The 25,678-nt window shown below is 38.5% G+C and carries 22 protein-coding genes; 2 read left to right on the top strand and 20 right to left on the bottom strand.

Annotated elements, in window-relative coordinates; genetic code table 11:
• Positions 1-13: 13 nt before the first annotated feature.
• The 15 genes from JMX50_RS05500 to JMX50_RS05435 form a co-directional block, all read right to left on the bottom strand.
• Positions 14-1,144 carry a glycosyltransferase family 4 protein gene (locus JMX50_RS05500; RefSeq protein WP_227670929.1) on the bottom strand — a complete coding sequence of 377 codons (1,131 nt, stop codon included), beginning with the start codon at positions 1,142-1,144 and terminating at the stop codon, positions 14-16.
• A 162-nt stretch (positions 1,145-1,306) separates the two neighbouring features.
• Positions 1,307-2,653 carry a phenylacetate--CoA ligase family protein gene (locus tag JMX50_RS05495; RefSeq protein WP_201628764.1) on the bottom strand — a complete coding sequence of 449 codons (1,347 nt, stop codon included), beginning with the start codon at positions 2,651-2,653 and terminating at the stop codon, positions 1,307-1,309.
• A 12-nt stretch (positions 2,654-2,665) separates the two neighbouring features.
• Positions 2,666-3,790 carry a glycosyltransferase family 4 protein gene (locus JMX50_RS05490; RefSeq protein ID WP_201628763.1) on the bottom strand — a complete coding sequence of 375 codons (1,125 nt, stop codon included), beginning with the start codon at positions 3,788-3,790 and terminating at the stop codon, positions 2,666-2,668.
• A gap of 305 nt (positions 3,791-4,095) precedes the next feature.
• A complete protein-coding gene (locus JMX50_RS05485; protein WP_227670928.1) occupies positions 4,096-4,668 on the bottom strand; it encodes an IS630 family transposase in 573 nt (190 codons plus the stop codon).
• Between the two features lie 39 nt (positions 4,669-4,707).
• Complete coding sequence (locus JMX50_RS13180) at positions 4,708-4,932, bottom strand: hypothetical protein (RefSeq protein ID WP_320157651.1); 225 nt, start codon at positions 4,930-4,932, stop codon at positions 4,708-4,710.
• A gap of 108 nt (positions 4,933-5,040) precedes the next feature.
• The gene (locus tag JMX50_RS05480; RefSeq protein WP_201628762.1) at positions 5,041-6,093 is read right to left on the bottom strand and encodes an EpsG family protein; all 1,053 of its coding nucleotides are present in this window, start codon (positions 6,091-6,093) and stop codon (positions 5,041-5,043) included.
• A 368-nt stretch (positions 6,094-6,461) separates the two neighbouring features.
• The gene (locus JMX50_RS05475; protein ID WP_201628761.1) at positions 6,462-7,550 is read right to left on the bottom strand and encodes a glycosyltransferase; all 1,089 of its coding nucleotides are present in this window, start codon (positions 7,548-7,550) and stop codon (positions 6,462-6,464) included.
• A 92-nt stretch (positions 7,551-7,642) separates the two neighbouring features.
• Entirely contained in the window at positions 7,643-8,860 is a 1,218-nt protein-coding gene (locus JMX50_RS05470) for a polysaccharide pyruvyl transferase family protein (protein ID WP_201628760.1), read from the bottom strand.
• Entirely contained in the window at positions 8,857-10,176 is a 1,320-nt protein-coding gene (locus JMX50_RS05465; RefSeq protein ID WP_201628759.1) for an oligosaccharide flippase family protein, read from the bottom strand. Before JMX50_RS05465 ends, JMX50_RS05470 begins: the two co-directional genes overlap by 4 nt.
• A gap of 48 nt (positions 10,177-10,224) precedes the next feature.
• Positions 10,225-11,259 carry an NAD-dependent epimerase/dehydratase family protein gene (locus tag JMX50_RS05460; protein WP_201628758.1) on the bottom strand — a complete coding sequence of 345 codons (1,035 nt, stop codon included), beginning with the start codon at positions 11,257-11,259 and terminating at the stop codon, positions 10,225-10,227.
• 23 nt (positions 11,260-11,282) lie between these two features.
• Positions 11,283-12,560, bottom strand: coding sequence for a Vi polysaccharide biosynthesis UDP-N-acetylglucosamine C-6 dehydrogenase TviB (gene tviB / locus JMX50_RS05455; protein ID WP_201628757.1), 1,278 nt, complete (start codon positions 12,558-12,560; stop codon positions 11,283-11,285).
• Between the two features lie 64 nt (positions 12,561-12,624).
• Complete coding sequence (locus JMX50_RS05450) at positions 12,625-14,586, bottom strand: polysaccharide biosynthesis protein (protein WP_201628756.1); 1,962 nt, start codon at positions 14,584-14,586, stop codon at positions 12,625-12,627.
• Positions 14,587-14,637: 51 nt separating this feature from the next.
• Positions 14,638-16,902: a polysaccharide biosynthesis tyrosine autokinase gene (locus tag JMX50_RS05445; RefSeq protein WP_201628755.1), complete on the bottom strand. Its 2,265-nt coding sequence runs from the start codon at positions 16,900-16,902 to the stop codon at positions 14,638-14,640.
• A gap of 45 nt (positions 16,903-16,947) precedes the next feature.
• Positions 16,948-17,379 (bottom strand): low molecular weight protein-tyrosine-phosphatase, encoded by a 432-nt coding sequence (locus JMX50_RS05440; protein ID WP_201562491.1) that lies wholly within the window; start codon positions 17,377-17,379, stop codon positions 16,948-16,950.
• Between the two features lie 19 nt (positions 17,380-17,398).
• Positions 17,399-18,460, bottom strand: a complete 1,062-nt coding sequence (locus tag JMX50_RS05435) for a polysaccharide biosynthesis/export family protein (protein WP_227670927.1) — start codon at positions 18,458-18,460, stop codon at positions 17,399-17,401.
• A 410-nt stretch (positions 18,461-18,870) separates the two neighbouring features.
• On the opposite strand from JMX50_RS05435, the gene rluB reads away from it, so the two are divergent.
• The gene (gene rluB, locus JMX50_RS05430) at positions 18,871-19,797 is read left to right on the top strand and encodes a 23S rRNA pseudouridine(2605) synthase RluB (protein WP_201628753.1); all 927 of its coding nucleotides are present in this window, start codon (positions 18,871-18,873) and stop codon (positions 19,795-19,797) included.
• Positions 19,798-19,922: 125 nt separating this feature from the next.
• Here rluB and JMX50_RS05425 read toward each other — a convergent pair whose 3' ends face one another.
• The 3 genes from JMX50_RS05425 to JMX50_RS05415 form a co-directional block, all read right to left on the bottom strand.
• Positions 19,923-20,480, bottom strand: a complete 558-nt coding sequence (locus JMX50_RS05425) for a hypothetical protein (protein ID WP_201628752.1) — start codon at positions 20,478-20,480, stop codon at positions 19,923-19,925.
• A 38-nt stretch (positions 20,481-20,518) separates the two neighbouring features.
• Positions 20,519-21,214 carry a hypothetical protein gene (locus JMX50_RS05420; RefSeq protein ID WP_201628751.1) on the bottom strand — a complete coding sequence of 232 codons (696 nt, stop codon included), beginning with the start codon at positions 21,212-21,214 and terminating at the stop codon, positions 20,519-20,521.
• Between the two features lie 232 nt (positions 21,215-21,446).
• Positions 21,447-22,205: a hypothetical protein gene (locus JMX50_RS05415; protein WP_227670926.1), complete on the bottom strand. Its 759-nt coding sequence runs from the start codon at positions 22,203-22,205 to the stop codon at positions 21,447-21,449.
• A gap of 226 nt (positions 22,206-22,431) precedes the next feature.
• On the opposite strand from JMX50_RS05415, the gene JMX50_RS05410 reads away from it, so the two are divergent.
• On the top strand, positions 22,432-23,034 hold the full coding sequence (locus JMX50_RS05410) for a LysE/ArgO family amino acid transporter (RefSeq protein WP_201628750.1): 603 nt from the start codon (positions 22,432-22,434) through the stop codon (positions 23,032-23,034).
• A gap of 93 nt (positions 23,035-23,127) precedes the next feature.
• Here the strand turns inward: JMX50_RS05410 and JMX50_RS05405 are convergent, their stop codons facing one another.
• Together JMX50_RS05405 and JMX50_RS05400 are read right to left on the bottom strand one after the other, a co-directional pair.
• Positions 23,128-24,510, bottom strand: a complete 1,383-nt coding sequence (locus JMX50_RS05405; RefSeq protein WP_201628749.1) for an NAD(P)-binding domain-containing protein — start codon at positions 24,508-24,510, stop codon at positions 23,128-23,130.
• Positions 24,511-24,794: 284 nt separating this feature from the next.
• Positions 24,795-25,436, bottom strand: a complete 642-nt coding sequence (locus tag JMX50_RS05400; protein WP_183621221.1) for a MarC family protein — start codon at positions 25,434-25,436, stop codon at positions 24,795-24,797.
• Positions 25,437-25,678: the final 242 nt, after the last annotated feature.

The following is a 25,678-nucleotide window of genomic DNA, read 5'->3' as shown; positions in this document are numbered from 1 at the left end:
CTAAATAAAAAAATTAATTTGTTTGCTGATAAATAGAGAGATGCTGTTCTATCACTTTTTCAATCGCAAACTCCCGCTCTGCTAGCTGACGTCCAGCAATACCCATCTCTACTCGAAGCTCAGTATCTGTCACTAGCTGTTCTATAGCATCAGCTAATGCCTGTGAGTCTTTGACTGGAACTAATAATCCCGTCTTATTTTCTTCTATAGCATCACGGCATCCGGGCACATCTGTTGTAATCACAGCCCTACCACATGCGGCAGCCTCAATTAAAACTTTGGGTAATCCTTCACGATAAGACGGTAGCACTACTATATTAGAGTCTCTAAATACAGTAGACATATCCTTTTGATACCCCAAAACAACTAAATTGGGAATGGCTTTCCATTCTTCAATATTTTGCTCTGTGGCACTAGTATTGTTACCTAGATCTAAATCTCCCACTATCTGATAATTAGCTATTACGCCCTTTTTATTCAGTAGTTTGATAGCCTCAATATATTCTGATAAGCCCTTATCGAATAGCAGACGTGCTGCGAAAGTCACTACAGGAGTGCCCGTTAGGTTTTCAGGAGTAGCTTGGAAAGTGGATAGGTCTATGCCTGAACCACGTATGAGTGTGGTTTGCTCAGCCTTGACAGCTTTTAGATCTATTAATAACTGCTTGTCATCAGGATTTTGCAGTATAACTGTGGTTTTTTTAGAGTGTAAAGCAAGACGATATAAGCCTACTCCAACTTTTCGTTTTAAGTCTGCTTTGGCGCCTGCAGCCAAAAATAAAGTTCCTAGCCCTGATACTGCAGCCACTACTTTATTAACTGATATAAAGCGAGAAGCTATACCGCCATATAAAACAGGTTTAATAGTCACTAAGTGCAATACATCTGGCTTAACATTATTTATAAGCTTCCAAATCGCTAATAAACTATTTAGCTCACTTGGTATGCTGCTACCGTTACGTGATAATGTTATCTCATGATGAATAAAACCTTTATCTAATATTTCTGAAACCGCTTCTCCAGCTCTAGTCGCCACATGTACAGTGTACCCTTGCTCTTGAGCCGCTAGAGCAATAGGTAAGCGGTGAGATAAGAAAAACCAAGGCTCATTTACTATGTATAATATTTTCAATGTAATTCCCATAAGGATTCGAGCTGATTTCACTCTTCCAAATAATTCTAAAATTCAAGCGTAGCGATGTGAATCTCAAACCCAAAGTCTTTAATCGCAGCAATCAGTGCACCATGAAACTTAATAATAGAAGCAGGATAGCTGACTGTTATTAGAAGCTACTTTGTAAATGTGTTAAATAATTAAGTTTTTAACAAGTCTAAATTTACCACTTTTCTCTTTTGCTATTTCATCTACAACTTGTAAGTCTATAGTTATTTGGGTTCCAAATCGTTCAGTCAGAGATGTTTTAAATTTGTTTTTCTCTGCAAGAGTGAAGTCAGTAGTCGCAACAACTAATACTTTCACGTGATTTAATTCTTGTTGGATAACTTGAAACTGAATGATCCCTATAACATCTTTAGTACTATTGCTAATATTACCCAAGTTTACTTTGCCATGTGTTGGTGAGAGAACATAATCAGTAGATCGCCCTTCGATTTTATCAACTAGCGGAAAAAATGATCCGCAATCACATTGCTTATGAGGTGAAGCAAGCTTTATTCGATCTCCAACTCTATAGCGTACCAGAGGTGTCCCATGAGTTGTAAAAGACGTCACTAATAGCTCACCCTCTTCAGCAGGCTGCATATCTTCATCAACCACTTCAAAAATACCAGTGAGAGGGTGTATATGTAAATTACCTTTTGTGCATTCTAATATAAATGGAGCACCTTCAGATGAAGCATACTGATCAACTAGTTTACAACCCAGCACTCGACCGATAACTTCTCTGTGTTTAGGCAGTACTGTCTCAGCAGTAGGGAAAAAAACTTTGACTTTATGGCTTAATCTAAGACCCTTGCTATCGGCTATTTCACATATCTCATAAACACTAGAAGGAAAACCTACTATGAACTCTGGTTTAAATTCATTTATCGACTTCCAATAAATATCAAAACTATTCTGATTAATATGAAAAGTAGAATAAAATCTAATCTTATTAATGAAGTCGTAGTGAGAGCAAATACCTTTTTTAATATCTTTTTTTGATATTAAATTCTTGCCTGAAAACCAAGCTGTCTTTTTGCCAAGCTCATACCCATGCTTTGCTCTAAAATGATCTAGAATGGCAAACCGCTCCTGCATATCACTTTTGGTGTAGATAACTTTCATTGAAGCACCAGTAGTGCCTCCTGTTAAGCTAACCAATCCATCTTTTTCATTTATTGTTGTTATTTCATTAAGATGATTAATGATATCTTGTTTATTCAAGACATTAACTAGACTCATATCTTCAAAGTTATAATTCCTATACCAAGATGAATGACTTTTTATATATATAAAAAAATCACTTTTCTTATCAATGAAAGCTTGATGTAATTTTTCTTCGGTAAAGCTATCTACCTCAGAGTAGTATTCTTTAAGCTTCTTATATTCACCACCATGACGAACTTTATATTGGTAAGCATTGAACAAGCTTACTGCTGTATTCTGTAAAATAAATGGCATTTTTTTTATTGCTTTCTCTTTAAAAGACATATCTTTTCTCAACTATGTATACAACTTCTCAAACTCTGAGACTATTTTATCTAGTGAATACTTCGCTTGAATGATAGTGCGAGCTTCTGTTGCAATATTTCTAAGTTCAATTTTAGAACCTTTAAGTATGTTATCTTCTATGGCTCGGGCGATATCGATATGACTATTAGATTCAATATTAAAACCACAGTTATCCAATATTAATTGAGCGTCTCCAGCGTCCGTAGTCAAGCAAACCTTTTCTGTAGCCATGGCTTCACCAAGTACGTTTGGAAACCCTTCTGTATATGAGCATAAACAAAATACATCTATAGCATTATAGAATGATGAGGTATCTGATACTTCGCCTAAGAAAACAAACTGACTGCTATGATTATTATCTGCAAATAAATCAAATATTTCTGGATTGTTTAGTTCTACTTCGCGACCACACATTAGTACTTTAAAGTCATAGCCTTTATCAAGAAGAATCAAGCAAGCTCTAATGAAGTTAAGATGATTCTTTGCTGGTGTAAAGCGACCTATGTTACCTATTACTAAATCCTCACCTTGTATACCGATACGAGAACGTAGAGCTAATCTTTTACTCTTGTCAGGAGTAAATTTATCTAAGTTAAAACCGTTAGGTATAACTTGTATTTTGCTTTGATCATAACCGTCTCTTGCATGAACTTCTTTGGCCTTATGAGCGACACATATTATAGTTGAAGGAATAGAACGTGATAACTTAGCACAAGATTTACGGATAGATTTTTTGATCAAACCACTGTTACTATCTATTTCAGAATTTCTAATACCCCAAATGATCTTTTTTATACCTAAACTTTTGGCAGCCAAGCCTCCTAAAAGGTCTGCATGATACATCCATGTCTGTACCACATCAGGTTGCAATTCTTTTAGTAGCTTTCTGATTTTTAATAAAACACTAGGGGTAGATACTGCTGACTGCATGCCCAAACTATATACAGGTATCCCTTTACTTTTTAGTTCTGATCCGATTACTCCAATATCAGTCAAAGAGATAACTGAATGCTGGAATTCTTTTTTTTCTTGACTATGCAACACTAAGCGCTTGAGCATTAGCTCAGCCCCACCTACATTTAAACCTATGATTATATGTACTACTTTCTTAACCATCTCTTATAAACCCTCTTGATAACGCTTTAAAAAGCATACTTATAGTCAGTTTAAAATAACAGAAACACAGTCCATATCATGAAAATTCTTAGTCAACTATTATCTATACTAAGGATAAGTTAATAGCAATTTATTGGAAGGTTTTCATGATATGGACTGTATCGATTTTATAAAGATTTAACTAAAATTTTTATAGATAGTAGTGATAGAAATTTATTATATAAACTTTCTATTGTTCACATATTGACTCCATAAAATAAGTGCAAACTTCGTTAAAATTATTTAAATGTTATTCATAACTATAGTCAGTTCAAAATAAAACTGTTATGCCTTGGACAAACATCATAAAACAATTTGGATAAGTCGTTTTCCAACCAGCCTTGGCGTAGAAACTTCACTTGTGCCCATTTTTTCTCGATATAGTTCAGATTAGGGCTGTACGGTGGCAACCATAGAATACAATGACCGTGCCTGTTCAGTAGCTTTTGAATACGCTTACTCTTATGAAATCTGGCGTTATCCATCACAATCACGCATTTGGTTTTAAGGCTTGGAATAAGTGTGAATTTGCACCAATCATAAAATATATTGCTGTTGATATTTGTTTCAACGTACTCAAGCGCAAATAGCATCTTTTCATAGAGAGCCCCGATGACATTGGTTCGCTTTTTACCTTGCCAGTTGTAGCTATCGATACAAGGCTTACCAATCGGTGCATAACAATGAGAGCGAATAGTCTCGTGCTCAAAGCCGCTTTCGTCCATATAGACGATGGGATAGCCTTGTTGTTTAAAAGTATCAAGCTTACTCTGATATATCGCTCTTTTGATCGGACAGGCTTTTGGATGTTCTAAGGTCTTTTTTTTGACTGATACCAAGACGCTTTAGGGCATGATAAATGCCTGTTTTACTACAGTTTAGACGACGTGCTCGCTCATACTGGTAATCATCGGATGCTCTTTGACATCATTAAGTAGCACGTCATCTGGTATTTTATAAGGTTTGGTTTGCCTGGGTGTTTTACTATGAACACGCCGCTTCCAGTTCTGTATAGTGGGTAGGAACTCAGCCGCCTTGGCAAAGGTCATACCCTCGTTTAAGCTTTTTAGAACTTGCATACGAAAATCTAGTGAGTAAGTCATGGTCTTTATAATAACAATTGGATTTGATAATTAGCTTATAACACTTTTAAGTGGGCTTTACTATAACTATATCAATGAGATACACAATTTTGAATTTTAGTTATACTCTCATATTGCAAACGGTATCAAATAATCATACATAACAATGAAGTCTACTGTCATACTATTAGACCTCTCTAGAAGAAAAATCGTAGAGATACCATAAACGGCTAAAAAAAGAGCTAAAAAAAATGACGTCATATTATAACGATAAAATACAGAAAAAACTGTAAACAATGAAAAGAATGAGATTATTCTTCCAGCTATAGGAGAAAACCAGTATAGTGATAAATAAAAGGTTATTCCAATAATAGCAAAAGTCATTACGTTGTTTCGTATTTGAGATTTAGAAGAATACGACTTGGTATAGTTAATTAGAAGAAAGACTAATGCTATTGACCATACTAAAAACCCAAAGCCACTTGTATCTGTAGAAAGTGAATCATACCCTTCACTTTGTCTAAATCCTAGAAGACTCCCAACTATCAAGCCAACCGATGAAATTAGCAAACCAAATAATGTAGTATACAACACCCTAAAAAATATCTTATCACCATGTATTTTTATAACAGTTTTATCCAAAAACAATATAATAAAAATTAGAAAATAGAAAGAATGGATGAAACCTAGTACTAGAACAGTTGATAAAAATGCCTTACTATGTATATTAGGTTTTATTAATAGAACTATAAGCAGAAAACCCATTGCGAAAGACTGCCGAATAGATCCTAATTGAATACCGTAACCTTCAGGCAAACAGAGAAGCAATATAATGGCTAAGACTCCAACTAATAAGTTATTTCTTACTCTTAATAAAAACAAACATACTGTAAAACAAATGAAAAAAACATAACCATACAACGTAGTCTCCGGATCAAACATAAATAGTGATTGAATACTCTGAGTTATAAGCAAAAATAGAGGTTCATTCGCTAGTGTACTAACTATGCTGTCAGGTTTAAAACGTGCTTGCATTAATAAATCAGTGTTTGAAATAAAAACAAGATAGTTACTTCTATCTTTAAAATATTCATGAGGCAAGCTAGATAAGTGCAATGCATAAAACCCAGCAATAATAATAGAGAGATATAGCATTAGTGTTTTAGCTTTGATTGTTAGCATAGTTTATATTTCAGTATTTGATAGCTGGTAGTATTGACTTACTACTTCGTCAATTGAAAATTATTTAATTCACTCTCTCACATTAAGCTTATTTTATGTACTTAATGAACTAACTATTGTATTAGACGATATTTGTAGACTTTCCTTTGCTATCAAATTATCTCAAACACTATATTTTAGAATTATTGAAAGCTTCGAATAATGGTCTGTAGCAATTATCGTTAGCCTCCACACTACTGTTTAAGCTATTGCATTACTAAAGCCTTCACTTTTAGATATTGAAACAAACAAATCTGAATGTTTTATATCAATTATTCTATCAGCTTAGTTAATTTTTTTAGCTTAATATGGTACTTCTAACTATTAGGTTATAGCTGGAAAATATCAAAGTAACGGTTTACAGCTTTGTCCACACTAAAGAATTTGGCTCTAGTTGTTATGTCTTTTTGAGTTGGGTTTTCTACTGAATTTATTATAGCTTTGGCTAATTGATCAGAATTGCGTGGAGGTACTAGCTCCCCCCAAAGACCCTCTTCTAAGATTTCACTTGGTCCACTTGGGCAGTCTGTACTTACAACTGGGGTGCCACATGCCATAGCTTCTACTATTACGTTACCAAATCCTTCATCTATAGATGATAAAACGAATAAATTAGCATGAGACATCCAAGCGTAAGGATTATCAACGAAGCCTAGTAATTTTACATTATCATTTAGGTCTAAACTTTCGATTAGCTGTTCTAGATCAGGCCTCTGCTGTCCTTCACCCAGAATTATCAAGTTATAGTCTTTTTTTTCACGCACTTTTTTAAAAGCATGAATTAATGTTTTAAAATCTTTTTGAAAAGTCAGCCTACCTACCCCCAAAATTAAAGGAAGTGAACCATTCACCCATGGGTGAGAGAGTGACTCTTTTGAGCGCTTGACAAGCTCTTCTGAGAAGATAGGATTATAAATCGTCGTAATCTTACTGCGTTCAATATTAATTTCATTAACTAAAGAATCTGCAACCCCATTTGAAACAGCTACAATCGCATGAGGTTTCTTATAAGCCCAACGCATTAATGAAGTTATAATATAGCCCTTTACCTTTCCAAGATTCTTCTTTGACTCTGTAAAGATGCTATGCTCACTTAAAATGACCTTCGTATCTGAACCACTAATTAACTGGGCCAGTATTGTGGCAATATTGACATAATTCATAGCTGAAAGAATGGCATCAGGTTTTTCTTTATGTAAGTACTTTGACAAAGGGATGATACTATTCAGTACTCTCGATGTACCTAAGTTGACAATATTAACTTTTGGAGAAGCATCCTTTATATATGGTCCATCTACTCTGTTCAATACTAAATCAACCTGAATACCTTTTTCCGCTAAGCCATTAGCAAGTGCTAGCATGACGCGCTCAGCCCCGCCCCCACCCATTGAAGGAATATATAAGGCAATTTTTTTCATGAATGATCCTATTAATTATATACTGACACTTTACTATTTGAGCAGGGTACTTGGGTTTACATCGATATGCTATTATATTTGATAGATATCAATCAATTTTTAGGGTAAATTACTTTCAGGCACTTATCTAGACTAATAGATATTCTTTTATTTAGGTCATCTGAAGAAATGTTCTTAGAAGCTTCAAAGGCTATCTTTAACTCTTTCCAAGGCTCTAGACTTAGGATAATATCACTGTTAATAGCTACTCGTTTATCACCAGCTTCTTTCCAAACTCCAGGAATTTTATCATCCCAAATTAATGTTGATACTGATTTATCATATGCTTGACCAATTATTCCAGCATGCATACGCATGGTAATCAGATAGTCTACATCAGATATCTGATCGTATAAATCTAAAGGGGATATAGGTCTATCTGTTAGCATTACATCAATATCATCTAATAGCATAGACTTATATATAGATTTTGCTTGTTCATAGTCTTGAATACTACCGTTCGTCATGATATGAACTTGCATATCTTCTTTATTAGCTTCACAAGCTAATCGCTTCCAAAAATCAATATATGTTTTGGAGGTGATATCTTTGAGATTCGGATTATATATTTTAAAAGCATCTATAGGCATAATATTAAAGCCACAGACCTTTTTTTTCTGTTTTAGACTTTCTTCCTCTGAAGTTTTATTAGCAGTTGGCCTAAGTGCGAATGCTAAATCGGGATAAACGTTTAATGAGATATCATTTCGCATAAGGGGCTTAAGCCTATTTGCGGAATCAGAATCTCTTAAAGAGATAAAGCTTGCATAATCCAAAGCCTTTTTGATATTTTTTTGCGCCTTAGGATCAAGATAGCTCCCAACACCACAACCCAATATACATACAGGTTTATTAAACTTATTCGCTATATCAGTTATTAGGGCTATCTTAGTATGAAAGTTAGCAGAGGTGTCTGTCAACAACTGCCCACCTCCGATTATAACAGCATCACAATTACGAATTAATTCGCTCCAATAGGTAATGATATTTTTTCGATGTACTAAGTGCCACATAGTACGAGTTACCATATATTGTGTAAATCTATGATGTTTTATCTTCTTGGGAATTAGTGATTTCCAAGTACTACGAGCTGACTGCAAGCTAGAATCATCACCCGTATTCATAGAAAACTCACGTCTGAATGAGATATCTAGAGGTATGGCTTCGATATTCTGCGATAATAGAAGTTTACTTAAGCTATCATAAATAGCATAGTCGCCAAGATTGGAACTAAACACTTCTGCCGCAACAACAATTTTATTTTTCTTCATGTTTTTCTCAAAATATAACTAATAAAGGTACAATCAATGTTTATTTGCTTTTTAATAGAGCTCCATAAATAAAGATTCCAGACTAGCATTGAAACAGCTACACCTATGGCTGCTCCATCAATACCAAGCCTAGGTATCAACATTATATTTAGTATTATATTAATAGCAACAGACAAGAACATACCATTAATTACAAATTTCTCATTACCTGACATAGTTAAAATAGCTATTGAAGATCCAAAAAAAGCATTAATAGCCTGTCCAATAGATATTATTACTAATGCACGATATCCTACGCTATACTCATTGCCGTAAATAAAGCTCAATATTTCAATACCGAAATAATAGAATACGATTACTACTGGTAAAGTCATGATAAAACTAAGTAATGAACCTATAGAGGCAACTCTTTGCATTTCTTTATAATTTTCTTTGGCATAGGCACTTGCAAATTTAGGCGTAATTACCATACCAACAACCTGTAGTCCAAATATCGCTAATGCAGCGCCTGATACCACAACTTTATACGCACCGACGGCACTAACTGTACTTAAAAATCCGAGCATTAAAATATCAACTTGCCCACTCAGAGACTGCATACCTGTCATCATTGCCAGTGGTAGAATCGTAAATAACCAAGCTTTAGATTGAAATGTGGGCTTAGATTGTTTTAACTCTTTTGGTCTCGCTCTAAATAATAGCCAAGTACCGAAGAAAAATGCAATCATAGCTGCTATCAGATGAAGTGCCATCGCATATGTTGGATTTATACTAACGTTGAGCCATACAGTGATTAGTAGTAATATAGCTAACAATAAAGGTCTAATGAGGCTTTCAGGTAATTGACCTTGTATGATTAATCCAAGACCTCTTAGTGCAGCTCCACGGACATTGCCCATAGCAACTAACAAGGACATTAATAAGCCAAAACTAAGTATACTATATTCGAAACCACTCATCGCATCTTTAAAAAACGTCTTTTTCATGACTATGACAAAGAAATATACTACAAAGGATATAGTCAAAACTGTAGAACCACTCCAAAGCCATATACCCTTCATCTTTGGCCAATCAGCTAATGCTTTTGCTCTTGCGGTTTCTCTCAAAATCAAAGTAGGCATTCCCGCTTGAGCTGGCAATGCAAGTAAACTGACTATTGCTAGCACATAAGAATAAATACCAAAATTTTCAACTCCAAGCGTTCTTGCTAATAATACAGAACAAAGAAAAGTAGCTCCAACAGATAATACTCTGACTAAAAAAGTACCTCCAAGTGTTTTTGAAAATGAAGATGTAAGAATATTCTTGATATTCATATATTTTTTAGCCTAAACTCAGTAGTGGAATTTTAATCAGTTACTATATCAGGCTAAACTAGTTACATACCAAGGCATCGCTTTTTCAATTCCTTGAACAATATCAAACTGCGGACTATAGCCTAATGAGTTCTGTATTTTACTAATATCTGCCTGACTATGACGTACATCCCCTTCACGGAAGTCTCGATAAACCACCTCTTGGCTGTAGTCCACACCATTTTTTCTTAAGTTTTCTTGTAATGCTGAAAACAGCGTATTAAGAGTAGTACGACCACCCACTGCTACATTATATACTTGATTCTTGGCTTCATCATTAGCAGTCGCGGCTAAAACATTAGCTTGTACGGCGTTTTCTATAAAATTAAAGTCGCGACTGGTATCGCCATCACCATTGATGAACACCTCATCACCTGCGATCATAGCAGCCGTCCACTTTGGTATTACCGCCGCGTATGCACCATCAGGTGTTTGGCGTTTACCAAAGATATTGAAATAACGCAGACCAATCGTCTTAAAGCCATAAGTACGTGAGAATACATCTGCATACAGCTCATTGACATATTTAGTCACTGCATAGGGTGATAACGGATTGCCAATAGCATCCTCGACTTTTGGCAATGCAGGATGATCGCCATACGTTGAGCTGCTCGCCGCATACGTAAAGCTAGCAACCTTAGCATCACGAGCGGCAACGAGCATATTTAAGTAGCCTGAGATATTGGTATCATTAGTATTGATAGGATCAGCGATAGAGCGCGGCACCGAACCTAGTGCCGCTTGATGCAATACATAGTCTACGCCTATACATGCTGCCTGACAGTCATCTAGATTACGAATATCGCCTTCTATAAAGGTAAAGTTCTGCCACTGATCTTCATTTACCAAACCTTGTACTTCATCTAGGTTATGCTGAAAGCCCGTCGCAAAATTATCTAGACCGACTACTTTTTGATTTAGTAACAATAGCTCTTCTAGTAAATTAGAGCCAATGAATCCCGCTACCCCAGTAATCAGCCATGTCTTTGGTTCATTAATTAATACTTTTTGAACTTTTTCATATGCAGTTAACGTCATAACCATTACTTTCCGTATCTTTTATAAATTTATAAGCGGATATCAGTGTCTTCTTTAGTGAAAACATACTTTAAATCGTAAAGCACGTGTTCATTCTTTCCAAATGCTCTAATCTGATCTACACCCAGCTCGACGAACTCATTATGCGCGACCGCTAAGATGATACCATCATAGTTATTCATAGCGGGCTTGCTGATAGGCGTCACATTATATTCACGCTCAGCTTCTGCTTTATCTACCCAAGGGTCATAGACATCAACTTCGATATTATATTCTTCTAACTCATGGACGATATCGATGACCTTGGTATTACGCACATCGGGGCAGTTTTCTTTGAAACTCAGCCCTAAGACCAGAACTTTGGCCCCTTCAACTTGAATACGCTTTTTAATCATGGTTTTGACCAACTGCGTGACCACATACTCACCCATGCTGTCATTCAAGCGGCGACCAGCCAATATAATCTCTGGATTATAACCAATCGCTTGCGCTTTATGAGTCAAGTAATAAGGATCTACACCGATGCAATGACCACCGACGAGACCTGGACGAAACGGTAAGAAGTTCCACTTGGTGCCAGCCGCTTCTAAGACTGCTTGGGTATCGATACCCATTTTATTAAAAATAACGGCTAACTCATTAATTAAAGCAATATTGACATCTCTTTGGGTGTTTTCAATCACCTTTGCCGCTTCCGCTACTTTGATGCTTGCTGCTTTATGAGTGCCGGCTGTAATAATTAAATTGTATACTTCATCCACAAAATCAGCGACTTCAGGTGTTGAGCCCGCCGTTACTTTTAAAATATTGGTAACGCGGTGCTCTTTATCGCCTGGGTTAATACGTTCAGGACTATAACCGGCATAAAAGTCTTGATTAAAGGTTAATCCAGAAACTTTCTCTAGCACCGGAATACAAACTTCTTCTGTGGCACCAGGGTAAACGGTCGATTCATAAACCACGATGTCGTCTTTTTTAAGCAGACTACCGATAGCTTCTGAGGCTTTAATTAAAGGCGTAAGATCGGGCTGCTTATAATCATCGATAGGCGTCGGTACCGTAACAATAAAAAAGTTACAATCCTTAAGCGCTTGTATATCGGAGCTATAATTCAAATGTGATGCTTGGGTCAGCTCTTCATCACTGACTTCCAAGGTATGATCTGTACCTGCACGCAGGGCTGCTATACGACTGGCATTGATATCGAAGCCTACTACTGGCAGATGCTTACCAAACTCAACGGCTAAAGGCAGACCTACATAGCCAAGTCCGATAACTGCTATTTTTATATTGTTAATATCTAGCATAATTTTCCTTTGTTCATCTAACCAATTTTAGTTGAAAAATAGTATTTAGGGTATTTATTGAGAGTTATGCAGCTTTAGAGCCTTCTTGATAACCTGCTACAAACTGCTTAAACTGTTGTTTTAGCCAAGGGACATCAAATTGTTTTTGTTTTTCAGTCAGCTCAAACAATACTGATTCAAGCTCATCCAATGGAAAGTGGTGTTCTAGCGCTTGCATGATAAGGGGATGATCAGTTGATTCAACATTATCTTCACCGATGATGAGCTCTTCATAAAGCTTTTCTCCATCTCTAAGTCCAGTAAAGATGACTTCTATATCGCCCTCAGGATGGGCAGCATCTTTAATATCAAAACCACTTAAATGAATCATTCGCTGTGCCAAGTCAACAATCTTGACCGGCTCTCCCATATCTAGGACAAACACCTCACCACCTGATGCCATTGCACCTGCTTGGATGACTAAGTTTGCCGCTTCTGGAATCGTCATAAAGTAACGAGTCACATCAGGATGGGTGACCGTAATCGGCTTACCTTGTTCGATCTGCTTGGTAAATAACGGTACTACAGATCCTGATGAGCCTAGAACATTACCAAAACGCACCATACTAATGCAGGTCTGGCTATCCGTCTGGCTGAGTGCTTGGCAAACCAACTCTGCCAAGCGCTTAGAAGCGCCCATTACATTGGTCGGTCTTACAGCTTTATCGGTCGATATTAAAACAAAGGTCTCAATATTTGCTGCAATCGCGGCTCGGGCGCAGTGATAAGTGCCTTTGGTATTATTAATAACGCCTTCAAATGGATTGTGCTCAACCATAGGCACATGCTTGTATGCGGCAGCATGATAAACCGTCTGTATATTATAGAGATTCAGTATTCTAAGCAGGTTCGATTCATTGGTGACGTTACCGATGACCGCAATAATTTCAATATTTTTATAGGCAGGCGTATTGGCTTGCTTGATGGTCAGCTCTTGATGAATACTATACAGCGCAAATTCAGACAACTCATAAAGTACAAGACATTTAGGTTGGTTCTTGATTACCTGACGGCACAATTCACTACCGATAGAGCCACCTGCACCAGTGATCAACACGCACTTACCCTTGATATTCATCTGCAGCAAGTCCGCATCAGGTTCGACAGTCTGTCTGTCTAACACATCCAAGATATCTACTTTACGCATACTACTGACGGTCACTTTTTCGTCAGCGATTTCCTCTAAACTTGGCAGTTCTTTAATTTTTATAGCGATGCCCGAAAGTTTATCTATAATCTGGCGTTTTTGCGCGCGACTGATAGAAGGAATGGCCAAAAACACCTGTGCAACGTCTAGTTCATCAATCAAGCCTACTAACTCATCAGCAGCATAGATCTTTTTATCCAGCAAATAAGCACCCGTAAGTTGAGGATCATCGTCAATATAAGCCACGACATTATATTTATGCGAGTTTCTTAATCCTTCTAATAAGTCTCGACCAGCCTCTCCCGCCCCATAAATAACGATATTCTCATAGCCATCTTTGTTTTTAGCGCTTTGCTGGCTTTTACCCTGGAGACGAGTTAAAAACTCACGGATAGTCAGTCTGCTATTCCACAACCATATAAAGAATAGAAATAAGAAGATGATAGGGACTGAGCGCGGCATGGTGGGAAAGAAGTCAATGAACAGAACGACTTCATACAATACAATCAGCAAAAAAAACAGCTGTGAGACATTGGCCATAACGGCATCAAAGAAACCTCTAGCCACACCTCTATAAAACCCTATCGCATACAACCCTACGATAGGGATAATGGCATAAAAGCATAGTGCCAATAGACCAATATGATTGCCAAGATAGCCATAGCGTAAAGACAAGGCTAAGAACAAACAAATCAATGACAGTGCAAAGTCTATACTAAGCAAGATTCCCCGCTTGACACCACGAGGTAACGACAACAAGTATTCTGCTATACGTTGTAACCAACCACTTTTACCGTTCAGTGATTGGTACGCACTTTTGGTTTCTGACTTTATCAACATAACACTCAACTACTTAAAGGATATTAGTTTAGGTAAAAACTCTAAAAATAATTAATTATTGTTACCATAAGCATAACTATAGTGATAACTATATTTGCTCATAATCCCTTGTTGTACATCGTTGAGAATAATACCATCAACTTGTATATTGGCTTTATTCATCTGATTGACTGCATAAACCAACTGCCCTTCTATCGAGTCATCGTATCTTGTGACCATCAACACTTTATCAGCGTGCTGCGCTAGTATCATGGCATCAGAGGCCGCTAAGATAGGTGGTGAGTCAATAATAATATAATCATAATGCAGGTTTAGTTCTGTCATTAAATGATCAAAACTGCCATTAGCCAATAGTGATGCTGGGTTACGTGGATGCTGACCGCGTGGCATGAAATCGATATTATCTATACCAGTCGGATGAATAAAGCTTGCCAAACTATTAGCGTCTTGAGTAGCAACAATTTTTGATACTTCAGAGTTATCTCTTGATAAATGAGTCGTATCTTGTGATAGATAATCTGCCAAACCATTATCTTGGCTCATACTAAACGTCTTATGCAGCTCGCCCAAGCGCATATCGGCATCTATAATAAGAACCTTTTTATCTAACTGGGCAAATACCTCAGTTAAGTTAGAAGAAATAAAGGATTTACCGACACCAGGGCTTTCACCCGTGATGAGGATAACTTTGGCTCGTTGACCTGCTCGACCCTGCACTGGCATACCAAACATCAGGTTCGTTCTTAAGCTCTTGATGGCTTCATAGCTCAGACTATTATTATCCACGTAAGCCAGCAATCTGTTAGGCGCTTTCTTGTTTCTACGCAGTCTTGTTAATAGTGGAGAGCGTGGGATTGTCGCTACCACAGGAACACCTGTTTTAGCTTCAATACGTTCAGGATCTTTGACCACATTTCTAAGCATGTTCTTAAGCAGTACGAGCATCGTTCCAAGCATGGCTCCTAACAACGTAGCCAAGATTATAATTTGCAATTTTTTAGGTGCAATTGCTCGATAGGTACTAATAGGCAAATCAATAATACGTGCGAAACCAATTTGACCCGCTTTAACGATTTTTAGCTGTTCATAGTTTTTGAGTAGAGTTAAATAAATCTCTCTGTTAATCGTACTGTCGGCTGACAGTTGTAAAAACTCTCTTTGTATCTCAGGTAAGCCCGCAATCGTATCGTCTATCTCATTTTTTCTATCGTTAAGTACTGCAAGCTGCTCATTGATTTGGATAACCAATGGATGCTCTTCCGTGTAGTAGGTCGTAAGATCCGCTTTTTTGAGCTTTAACTCATTAAGCTGAGCATCGATTTGAGAGTTTTCTGTCAATAACAGCTCTGCCTCTTTACCTACGTCGATAGTGCCATACTTCTTACGGAACTCATTGAATATGGCTTCAGAGTCTTCTAGTTTTTTCTTTAAGGCTGGAATCTGAGTTTCCATAAAGCTAATCGTTTTGGTGGTCTCTTCAGAGCCACGAGACTGGTTTTGATCAATATAAGATAAAACGATTTGTCTTAATATCAAACTAGTCTGCTGCTGATTGGCACCTGTCATAGACAACTGAATAATGCCTGTCTGCTTGCCTTTTTCAACCACAGATAATGCACTATTAATCTGCTCAGTCGTTATTTGGAGCGATTGCTTGGTAATATTAATTGGATATCCGCCAGCTGGCAGGTCGTTGACTGTGATTTGAATCTGACCTTCCGTCCCTCTGAATTGATGAGCTTTACCAAACTGACCTTTAAAATCGTCAAAGCCATTACTTAACACAAACCCTGTCGCAGAGCGCGTTAAGGTAAATGGTTGGTTTAGATACTCTCGCGAAACATTAAACTGACTGACTTGTACTTCACCATCCTCAGTTTTAAGAGAGACACCTTCCGGTTTATTGATCTGAGTATCCGTACTATTACTTTTTATTCTATCTAAAGCACCAATATTAGGATCAGACAGTCGGATACGTAGATGCAATAAATTGACCACAGGCTCTAAGATCATACGCGACCTTATCAGCTCTGCTTCTGCTTGAGCTTTACTCACTTCTGAACCAATTAGCTCAGAAATATCTGCCCCTAAGGCAGCAACCCCTTTAGAGTTTTCCTCAATTTGAATAAGTGCGTCTGACTTAAAGGTAGGATTGACATATCTGCTATATAACACTCCTATTACCAAGCCCAATACAGCAAAAAATACGATGACTTTCCAGCCACGCAAAATGGCAAACAGCAGCGCCATAAGATCAATTTCGTCATTATCTTCTTTAGAAGCAGAGTTTGATAAATTCTTTGAATCTGTATTCATAACTGTATGTTCATCACTTAAGGTTAGTCGTTTAATGGCAGCTATTTAGCTAACTTTATCGGCCCACTGTTCTAGGCTCTCAACAATATCTTGATATGCTGTTTTAAAAGCACTCATTTCATGCTTATAAGGGTCAGCAATGTCTTTATTCATCCAATGACCAAGCTTAAAGGTTTTACCACGGCAAAACGGCCAGCGTTCTTCAATCCATTTCGTTTGACCTTCTGACATGGTAAAAATAATGTCAGCCTTTTTTGCCAAAGTTTCATCGATCTGTTTTGCTATATGCTTAGTGATATCAAGCTGCTGCGCTGTCATGATCTCTAACGCAGCAGGGTCGGCAGGGTGACCGACTAAAGCGCCAACACCTGCAGAATCAATATTCTTATGTGGATAACGCTGTTTTAATAATGCTTCTGCCATGGGACTGCGACAAATATTACCAACACATACGACTAAAATATTATCAAACGCCATAACTGTTATCACCTATTATCTATAACCCTGAGAGCGCTCTGATGGCTGATGTGGAAGGTAGAATAGAGCTAATAACACGATTCCAACGCGTCAAGCCAGTTGGATCAACATAAACGATATCGTTAGGCTGCATCTCGAAACGATTGGCAAGCGCAAAGCTAGTAATGGTCTGCATATCTACATAGTAAATATCCGTCGCTCTCGTATTCAGATTATCACGGACCACATATATTTTAGCAGCATTTGCCGTACTGGAATTAAGCCCTTTAGACTCCCCCAAGACCTGCGCTAAGCTAATACCTTGCTCTAAGATAGGTACAGGCTCTACTTGTCCAAACTCCCCTAGAACATACACCTTATTACGATCTTGGCTGTTCACATGAATAGAATCACCATCTTGCAAATAAATCTGATTTGCAGAAGCACCCATTTGTCTGAGCGACTGTAATCCAATATTGTAGCTAACCCCGTTACGATTCAACACGACATTGTTTGAGTCACCCGTAGGAGTAGCACCACCTGCCATAGAAATCGCACCATATAGCGACACTGGTACATCAGCAATAGCAAATTCGCCAGGCTGTTTTACTTCACCATCAATAAAAAAATTATTACCACGATAGTTAACGATTTTAACCTGCGGATCTGAATACTTAAGATAGCGTTGAAGCTGTCTTTGTAAATTAGCGGTAAATTGCGGCACGCTCATACCACTGGCTTTGATACGCCCAATTAGTGGAAATTGAACGAAACCCTGTTGGTCGACAGGAAAACCTAATGCATAAGGATTAGCAGTATTACTACTGTTCGTTAAAGGAGGTGCAATCTCAGGATACCCTACTAACGTAATACCCAAAATATCCCCTTCAGCAATACGATAATCCACTCGACCAGATGTCTTTATCAAACGTGCTAATTCACTACTAGGAGCTATAGTTTTTTTAGGTGGCAGCGTTGCTAGACTTAAAGGTTGAACATTGAACTGTATACCACTTGCAGCCAAGAACGATCCACTAGGTGGTAAGTCGCCAGATTGTAGGCCCGAATTGATGCTTGAGCAACCTGATAATAGGCTAATCATGAGTAGACACGCTACACTTAATAACTTTGATGAATTGAAAAACATAGAAAAACCTTTATAAATCATAGGTATAAGTAGCGCCTGCTGATTAAACCAATTAAGACAACTATACTAAATGGCTACATTAGCCACAAAAAAACAAAGCCATAATAACATAGGTGGTTAAATATTGAATAATATTAGGTCGTTTTTAGCAAAAATTACGTAAGAGTAACAATCAATTTATATTCGCTTTCGCCAAATATAGAGACCTTGTTTAAACTCATAACTATATAATAAAACATGACTTATTATAAATAATAATAGCCTTAAAAATTTTATCTTAAACAAAGCCTTGATAAATAGCGTATAATAGTCAGTCCAAATTTATACATTGAGAAATGTAAACCCACCGACTCAAGGATATCGTTATGAAAGATGAAAAACTCCAAAAAGCCCTCGCCCGTATGGGACTTGGTTCACGTCGGCAGATGGAAGAAGTGATCAAGGCAGGTCGCGTGACCGTTAATAATGGTCCAGCGACTATCGGCGACCGTGTTGAACAAGGCGATGAGATTCGTGTTGATGGTCGTCAGATCAAATACACTGCCGAAAATGAAAAGCGTCGTCGCGTTTTAGCCTATTACAAGCCTGAAGGCGAAGTGTGTTCTGCCAATGATCCAGAAGGCCGTCCAACCGTTTTTGAGCGGTTGCCAAAATTGACTCATGACCGCTGGGTAATGGTTGGTCGCTTGGATATCAACTCGACTGGTCTGCTATTATTTACCAATGATGGCGAAATGGCGCATCGCTTAATGCACCCTTCTAGCGAAGTGACACGTGAATATGCAGTGCGCGTGCTTGGTGAAGTGACACCAGATATCGCTCGTACGTTAACGTCTGGCGTCATGTTAGAAGATGGTATGGCACAGTTTGAAGATATCAAAGAAGGCGGCGGTGAAGGCGTCAATAAATGGTATCACGTCAAGTTAAAAGAAGGTCGTAACCGCGAAGTACGTCGTTTATTTGAGTCGCAAGGTCTTAAAGTTAGCCGTCTGCTGCGTACACGTTACGGTACGATTATCTTACCAAAAGAGCTACGTACCGGTCGTTTCTTAGAGCTTGATAAAAAAGAAATTAATACCTTGACGGATTTGGTGAGCTTACGTCCCCGTCACGGTACAGGTCTGCATGGTGCAGCTAAAGAGAAGCAAGAACGTATTAAAAATAAACCGCTTAAGGCACGTCGTACGGACACTCGTAGCGATAGCCGTCCTAGCAGCGCAAAACCTAAGAGCAGTGCTAGCCCTGCCAGTCGCGGCACCCGTAATACCCGTGACCGTAACAACAAGCGTTAATCGGATTAATTTAACCTTACTTTGAGTTTTTATAAATTTGAAGTAGTTAATAAAAAAAGCGGTCAATGATTCATTCATTGACCGCTTTTTTATGCGTTTTCTTAATAACGTTATTACCCCAAAGCTTAGCTATCATGACTATTAATATAGTTCTTCATGACTCGTAATTCCTGCAACTGCTGAACCTCTATTTGCTTTAATAGTTCATCTAGACGGTGCTCTATATTATTTAATGCATCTTGTAATAACTCCCTAGCTTCAGCTTTTTTTTGCTGATTCATCTCATTATTACTTCTATTCATATTTACTAGCTGATAATGACTAACCAACATTTCAGGTAAACGGGTATGCAACATTTTATTTAACACAAACTGCTGTTCTGTGACCGCAGGCATTTTATTCTGAGCTTGTCGTGTTTTTTGATAAGATTGATAGTTGCTGACCTTTTCATCGATACGCTGCAATTGACGTAGTTGGTTATCTGGCAATACCTTTAAGTGCTTTTTATTTAAAGTTAGCTGCTGCCAATTTACCGCAGATAGTGCCAATGGCGTATTATTATCTTGATACGTAAGCACACCTGGGGTAATGCCGACCGCTTTATGCAATGCGTGCCAGCCTTTTCTACCTAAATAAATAGTAGTGACCGTCGTCACAATGCCAACGCCAATTAAAACACTCATATACGCCTAACCTTTATTTAGCTCATACGATTGGGTAATTACAATTTAATATCTTTAGCATTCGTATTCGCGCTTTTGCCACTTGCATCAGTTGGAATTTCAAGCGCTTCGATATCTACATTACTATTAACAGTATCCTCACTGTTGGTAAGCTTTTGAACCTCTTGAATATCCGCATTAACGGCAGGATTGTTAAAACGTTTTTGTAAATATCGGTTGGTTGCAAGTAGCTTTTGCCCATCTTGATGATAGGAAGCATTCAATAAGTCATCAAACTGAGTATTAATCGTGCTCAACACATCTAGCAATGCTTCTTTACCAGTGACATTGGAGTGTTTGATTTTAGTACTATCGGCAAGCGCGCCGTCCCCCACATCTAAGTCATGCAAACGGCGATAGTCTGCTACTGCTAGCGGAACATGCCTATCCATTAGGTTTTGAATCATGACATAGGTTTCGTTGACGGTATCTTTATCATCGATTTTGCCATCATTATTGGTATCGCCATAAATAATGCGCAGCTTTTCGCCTTTGTCATTGATTTGGTCGAGCGCTGTTTTGACCTCAACTGGTAAGCTCTTTTCAGGAATATAGCCCAACTGCGGCATCGCTTTATACTCAAGCATTTTGGGCGCCGTCACTTTTTTAATACCACGATATCCTAGGTACAACCCGGCGGCTGGCAGCACACCATATAAAACAAACATTACGAACATCGCAGTCAATTGGGTCATTAGGTTGTCCTTATTGCTTAGCAAAATTGTTTGGCAAATTTCTTATTATTCTAAATAAAAATCGATAGCTATCATTAAACAAAAAAATAAGGCTCTATAAAAGCCCTATATTGTTATACATTGAATCAATTGTGTTTAATCATGCTGATTTATATAACTTTTATAACGCCAATTCAAAGTTCATGAGTGAAAGTCCATGAGTAAAAGCCCATAATTAAAAAGCAAGCAACCACTAGCTTTGGGTGCGGCTTTTAACATAACGGTGCGTTGAAGCCAGTTTATTCATCACCGTTTGGTGTAGCTCATCTAGTAATTCATCAAGCTCATAATCAATCTCTAAAAACAAATCGGTCAACATATCGCCTGCGGTCATTTTTCCTTGCACCATATTATTTTTGGTACGGTGCGGACTAAAGCGTTGCAGCTGCTCATAGTGATGTAGGGCCTCAGGGATACTTTCGGACACCAGCTTATCAATGACAAACTGACGCTCATTATGTTGTTGCTGTTGCTCAGCATTGAGCTCGCTACTCCACTCACGGTAACGCTTTAACTTACCATTAATCCGGTCTAGTATCGCAACGGCCTCAATAGGCATGGCATTTAGGGTGGCTTCATCGACCACATCAACAAGCTCAGTCATAATCGGACAGCGTCCATGTTTGAGATACCATAACGTATCAGGGTCAAAAGGAGGGCGATTGGTCGGGCGCATCTGAGCACGATTGGCTAAATAGCGATCGGTCAATGGCGTTGCCGAGCGGATATCGTTTACTTGTGCTAACGCAGCGCAAATAAGATCGGCACGCTCAGGCGGCGTAAGCGTAGAACGTTGGCTGCTCGCTTGAGTCTGCTCATTATCGGCTGCTTCTTTATCATTAGCAGTCGCGTCATCACTACTTGCCATTTTCTGAGCATTTTTAGCCGCGAGTGTTGGCAGGTCTTGAGCTTGCCCAAATGACTGTAGCATTCTTGTCAAACTTACGACCATGACCGCTTCTGCCTCTCTTCCAGTGCATTCATATTTTGCTCATAGTGCGTTTATTCATACTGCGTTTTTTCATATTGCATCGATTTATTCAATAGCGTATCTTAACAGCTTTTTACGGCGCTGCCAGTAAGCAAAATGTCAAGATTCTCACATCGCAACCTCTCAAATCATGTGAAAGACAAAACCCTAAAAACACCAAATCTTAAAAAATTATAAGCGCACTATTATGAATGCTCCTGATTATATTTCTGGCTTCTTACTTGGGCTATCGCTCATCATTGCCATCGGCTCACAAAATGCCTTTGTCCTCAAACAAGGACTGAAACGCGAGCACATATTTTTCGTCTGCTTATTTTGCGCGGTCAGTGATGCGCTGCTAATCTCCGCTGGCGTTGGCGGTTTTGGCGCAGTGACAGCACGTTATCCGCAAGCCGTCAATATTGCCAAATTTGCAGGCGTAGTATTTTTACTTGGCTATGGACTGCAAAGCTTATACGCCAGTGTACGCGTATCGCATGCGCTTACCGTCGATGGACAAGTCGTCACCAGCTTAAAAAAAGCACTGTTATTATGCTTTGGCTTTACTTGGCTCAATCCGCACGTCTACCTAGATACATTGGTGCTCGTCGGCATGGTTTCAACAGGAGCAACTAGCAAAGTCGTATTTGCCGCTGGTGCGGTAAGCGCTTCATTCTTTTTCTTCTTTGCGCTTGGTTATGGTGCGCGATTACTTCGACCCTTATTTGCCAAACCAAAAGCGTGGAATATACTCGATGCCTTGGTCGGTATTTTAATGCTGTATTTGGCTTGGCATCTATATCAAAGTTAATGAAGCGTAATAAATAAACGCAGCTTATAAAACGAAAAAACCAAACACATTACGTGTTTGGTTTTTTATTACTTTGAAACTAATGACTTCTTATTAGGACGCTTTTTTGCGCTTTTTAGGCTTCACAAAGGTTAAGTTTAAAAAGTGCTCTAGCGAATCATCAAGAATATCCAACCATGGCTCTGGTAGCTCAGGAGATAGCGTTCCAGTTAAAGTAGAACGATAAGCCTTTTCTCTAAAGGTCATGATATTCTCGGCTTTATCTTTTTGCCATTCTTTTAAGATTTCGCCCTGCTCTTCTACCGCGAACTCTGGGTAATCGGTGCCATTGGTCAAGTCACGGATATAAGCAGCCTGAAAATCAATAGAATCACTGACCGTCACGCACTTAGCATAAGTCGCCAACCACTTTTGCTCATCTGCTTCACGAGTCGCCAAATCAGGCAAGTCGATATCCCCCAGCATCACATCACGTGCATACCACGCTTGCGCATCAAACATATTAAAGGTGAAGTACTGATCTTGCATGCCTAAGTAAATCAGCTTTGGATTCGGCTGCCAAAAGATACCTTTATATAAGTTGGCTGGATACAAGCAGTTGTGCGTCTGCAAACGCAGCTCATCTGGCATAAATGGAAAATGGAACAAGTAACCCGTACACATGATGATGGCGTCAAAGCTTTGGCTCGTACCGTCAGCAAAGTGTGCCACATCATCTTCAAAATGTGTCACTAATGGCACTTCTTTAATACCTTCTGGCCAGTCGTAGCCAAGCGCTTGTGTGCGATAGCTAATCGTGACTGATTTGGTGCCATACTTGTAGCACTGGGTGCCAATGTCTTCGGCAGAATAACTGCTACCGATAAGTAAGATATCTTCGTCTTTAAATTCTAACGCGTCACGGAAATCATGAGCGTGTAGGATACGACCGGGGAACGCTTCTAAACCTTCAAAGTATGGCATATTTGGCGTTGAGAAATGACCGGTCGCAACCACGACATAATCAAACTCTTCCACTTCTTGCTCATCGGTTTTATGATTCATCACCGTCACGGTGAATTTTTGCGTTTCATCATCAAATGACACCCAACGTACTGGGCACTCAAAGCGGATGTATTTTTGAATATCTTGCTTATCGATACGACCCATGATGTAGTCTTTTAGGACTTCACGGGGTGGATATGATGGGATAGGTTCACCAAAATGCTCATCGAATGAATAATCGGCAAACTCTAAGCACTCTTTAGGGCCGTTTGACCATAAATAGCGATACATACTACCGTGGACAGGCTCACCGTTTCTATCTAAACCTGTGCGCCAGCTGTAATTCCACATACCGCCGATAGCGTTTTGCTTTTCATAACAAACTATCTCAGGCAAGTTTTTTGCCCCAGCCAAACGAGCTGCTTCAAAAGCGCGCAACTGCGCCAAACCACTTGGACCTGCACCTAAAATAGCAATCCTTTTCTTACTCAAAACTAACTCCTATGAAATTATCGTACCCTTATTATAACATAATTTTATAATTGACGTTTTTTGCTAATACTTTTGGTAATTGATCGTAGGTCTTAAAATCAGCAATTAATTTTAAAATTTGCTTAGGAGATAAGCTTTTAGGAGGCAGTTTTTTAGGAAATAGACAGGAGGTTTTTGATGAATACTATCTTTTGGCGAGTGCTAGGCTGTAATTTTGATAGAATATAGCTTGTAATAGCCGTTATTAAAAAGCCAGATAAAAGCAATGAGCACTTAGGAATTAATCACACTAAATCAGGAAATAAGGTGCGTAGCCCATTAACGATGATTTCGATAGCAACTGCCGCGAGTAACATACCCATGATTCGGCTCATGATGTTTAAGCCTGTATCGCCTAATAAACGACTGATACGACCTGCCGCCATCAAGGCTAAATAACAAAATAAACTGATAAACAAACCCGCAATCAAAATAGCAGAGACTTGCAAAATACCAGAGACTTGCGAGGAGTAAATAATAACTGTTGAGATACCGCCAGGTCCAATCATCATAGGAATGGCTATAGGCACGACTGCTGCTGCCATTGTTGGCGGTGCACCGTGCAGATGGTCAACATCGAAATTTTCTTGATCCGGTTTAACAGGATTGCCTTCACCATTCATCATGTTTAAGGCGATCAAAAATACTAAAATACCGCCTGCCAACTGGAACGAGCCAATCGAGATACCCAAAGCTTTTAGTAGCGTTTCGCCTACTATGGTGAAGAAGCTGATGGTGATAAAAATGGTTAAACAAGCTACGCGCGCCACTTTACGGCGATTATTCATCGAATAACCGCGAGTTGAATCCAAAAATAACGTCAATGCGCCAAAGGGATTAATCAATACCAAAAAAGCTAAGATTATCTTGATGATTTCAGTATTCACTAAGCGCTCGCTTATCTATTGGGCAAATCAGGCAAAAGATAAGGTCGTCGTGCGCGTGTACGATGACCTTATAGTCGGTAGCAGCGGCATTGTAGCATAGGCAGATAAGCCAATTAAATCATTAACTTCGCTTAATCCTTACGCCTTACCAAATCCATAGGATATCCATACAAATCTGCCCTTTTAATAGACTATTAGTCCGAGATTTAACCTATAAAAGCAGATATAAACTCAGACTAAGC

This window comes from Psychrobacter maritimus (genome assembly GCF_904846345.1).
Classification (GTDB): domain Bacteria; phylum Pseudomonadota; class Gammaproteobacteria; order Pseudomonadales; family Moraxellaceae; genus Psychrobacter; species Psychrobacter maritimus.
The sequence above is the reverse complement of the archived record's forward strand: the minus strand, read 5'-3'. Positions and strand labels throughout refer to the sequence as shown.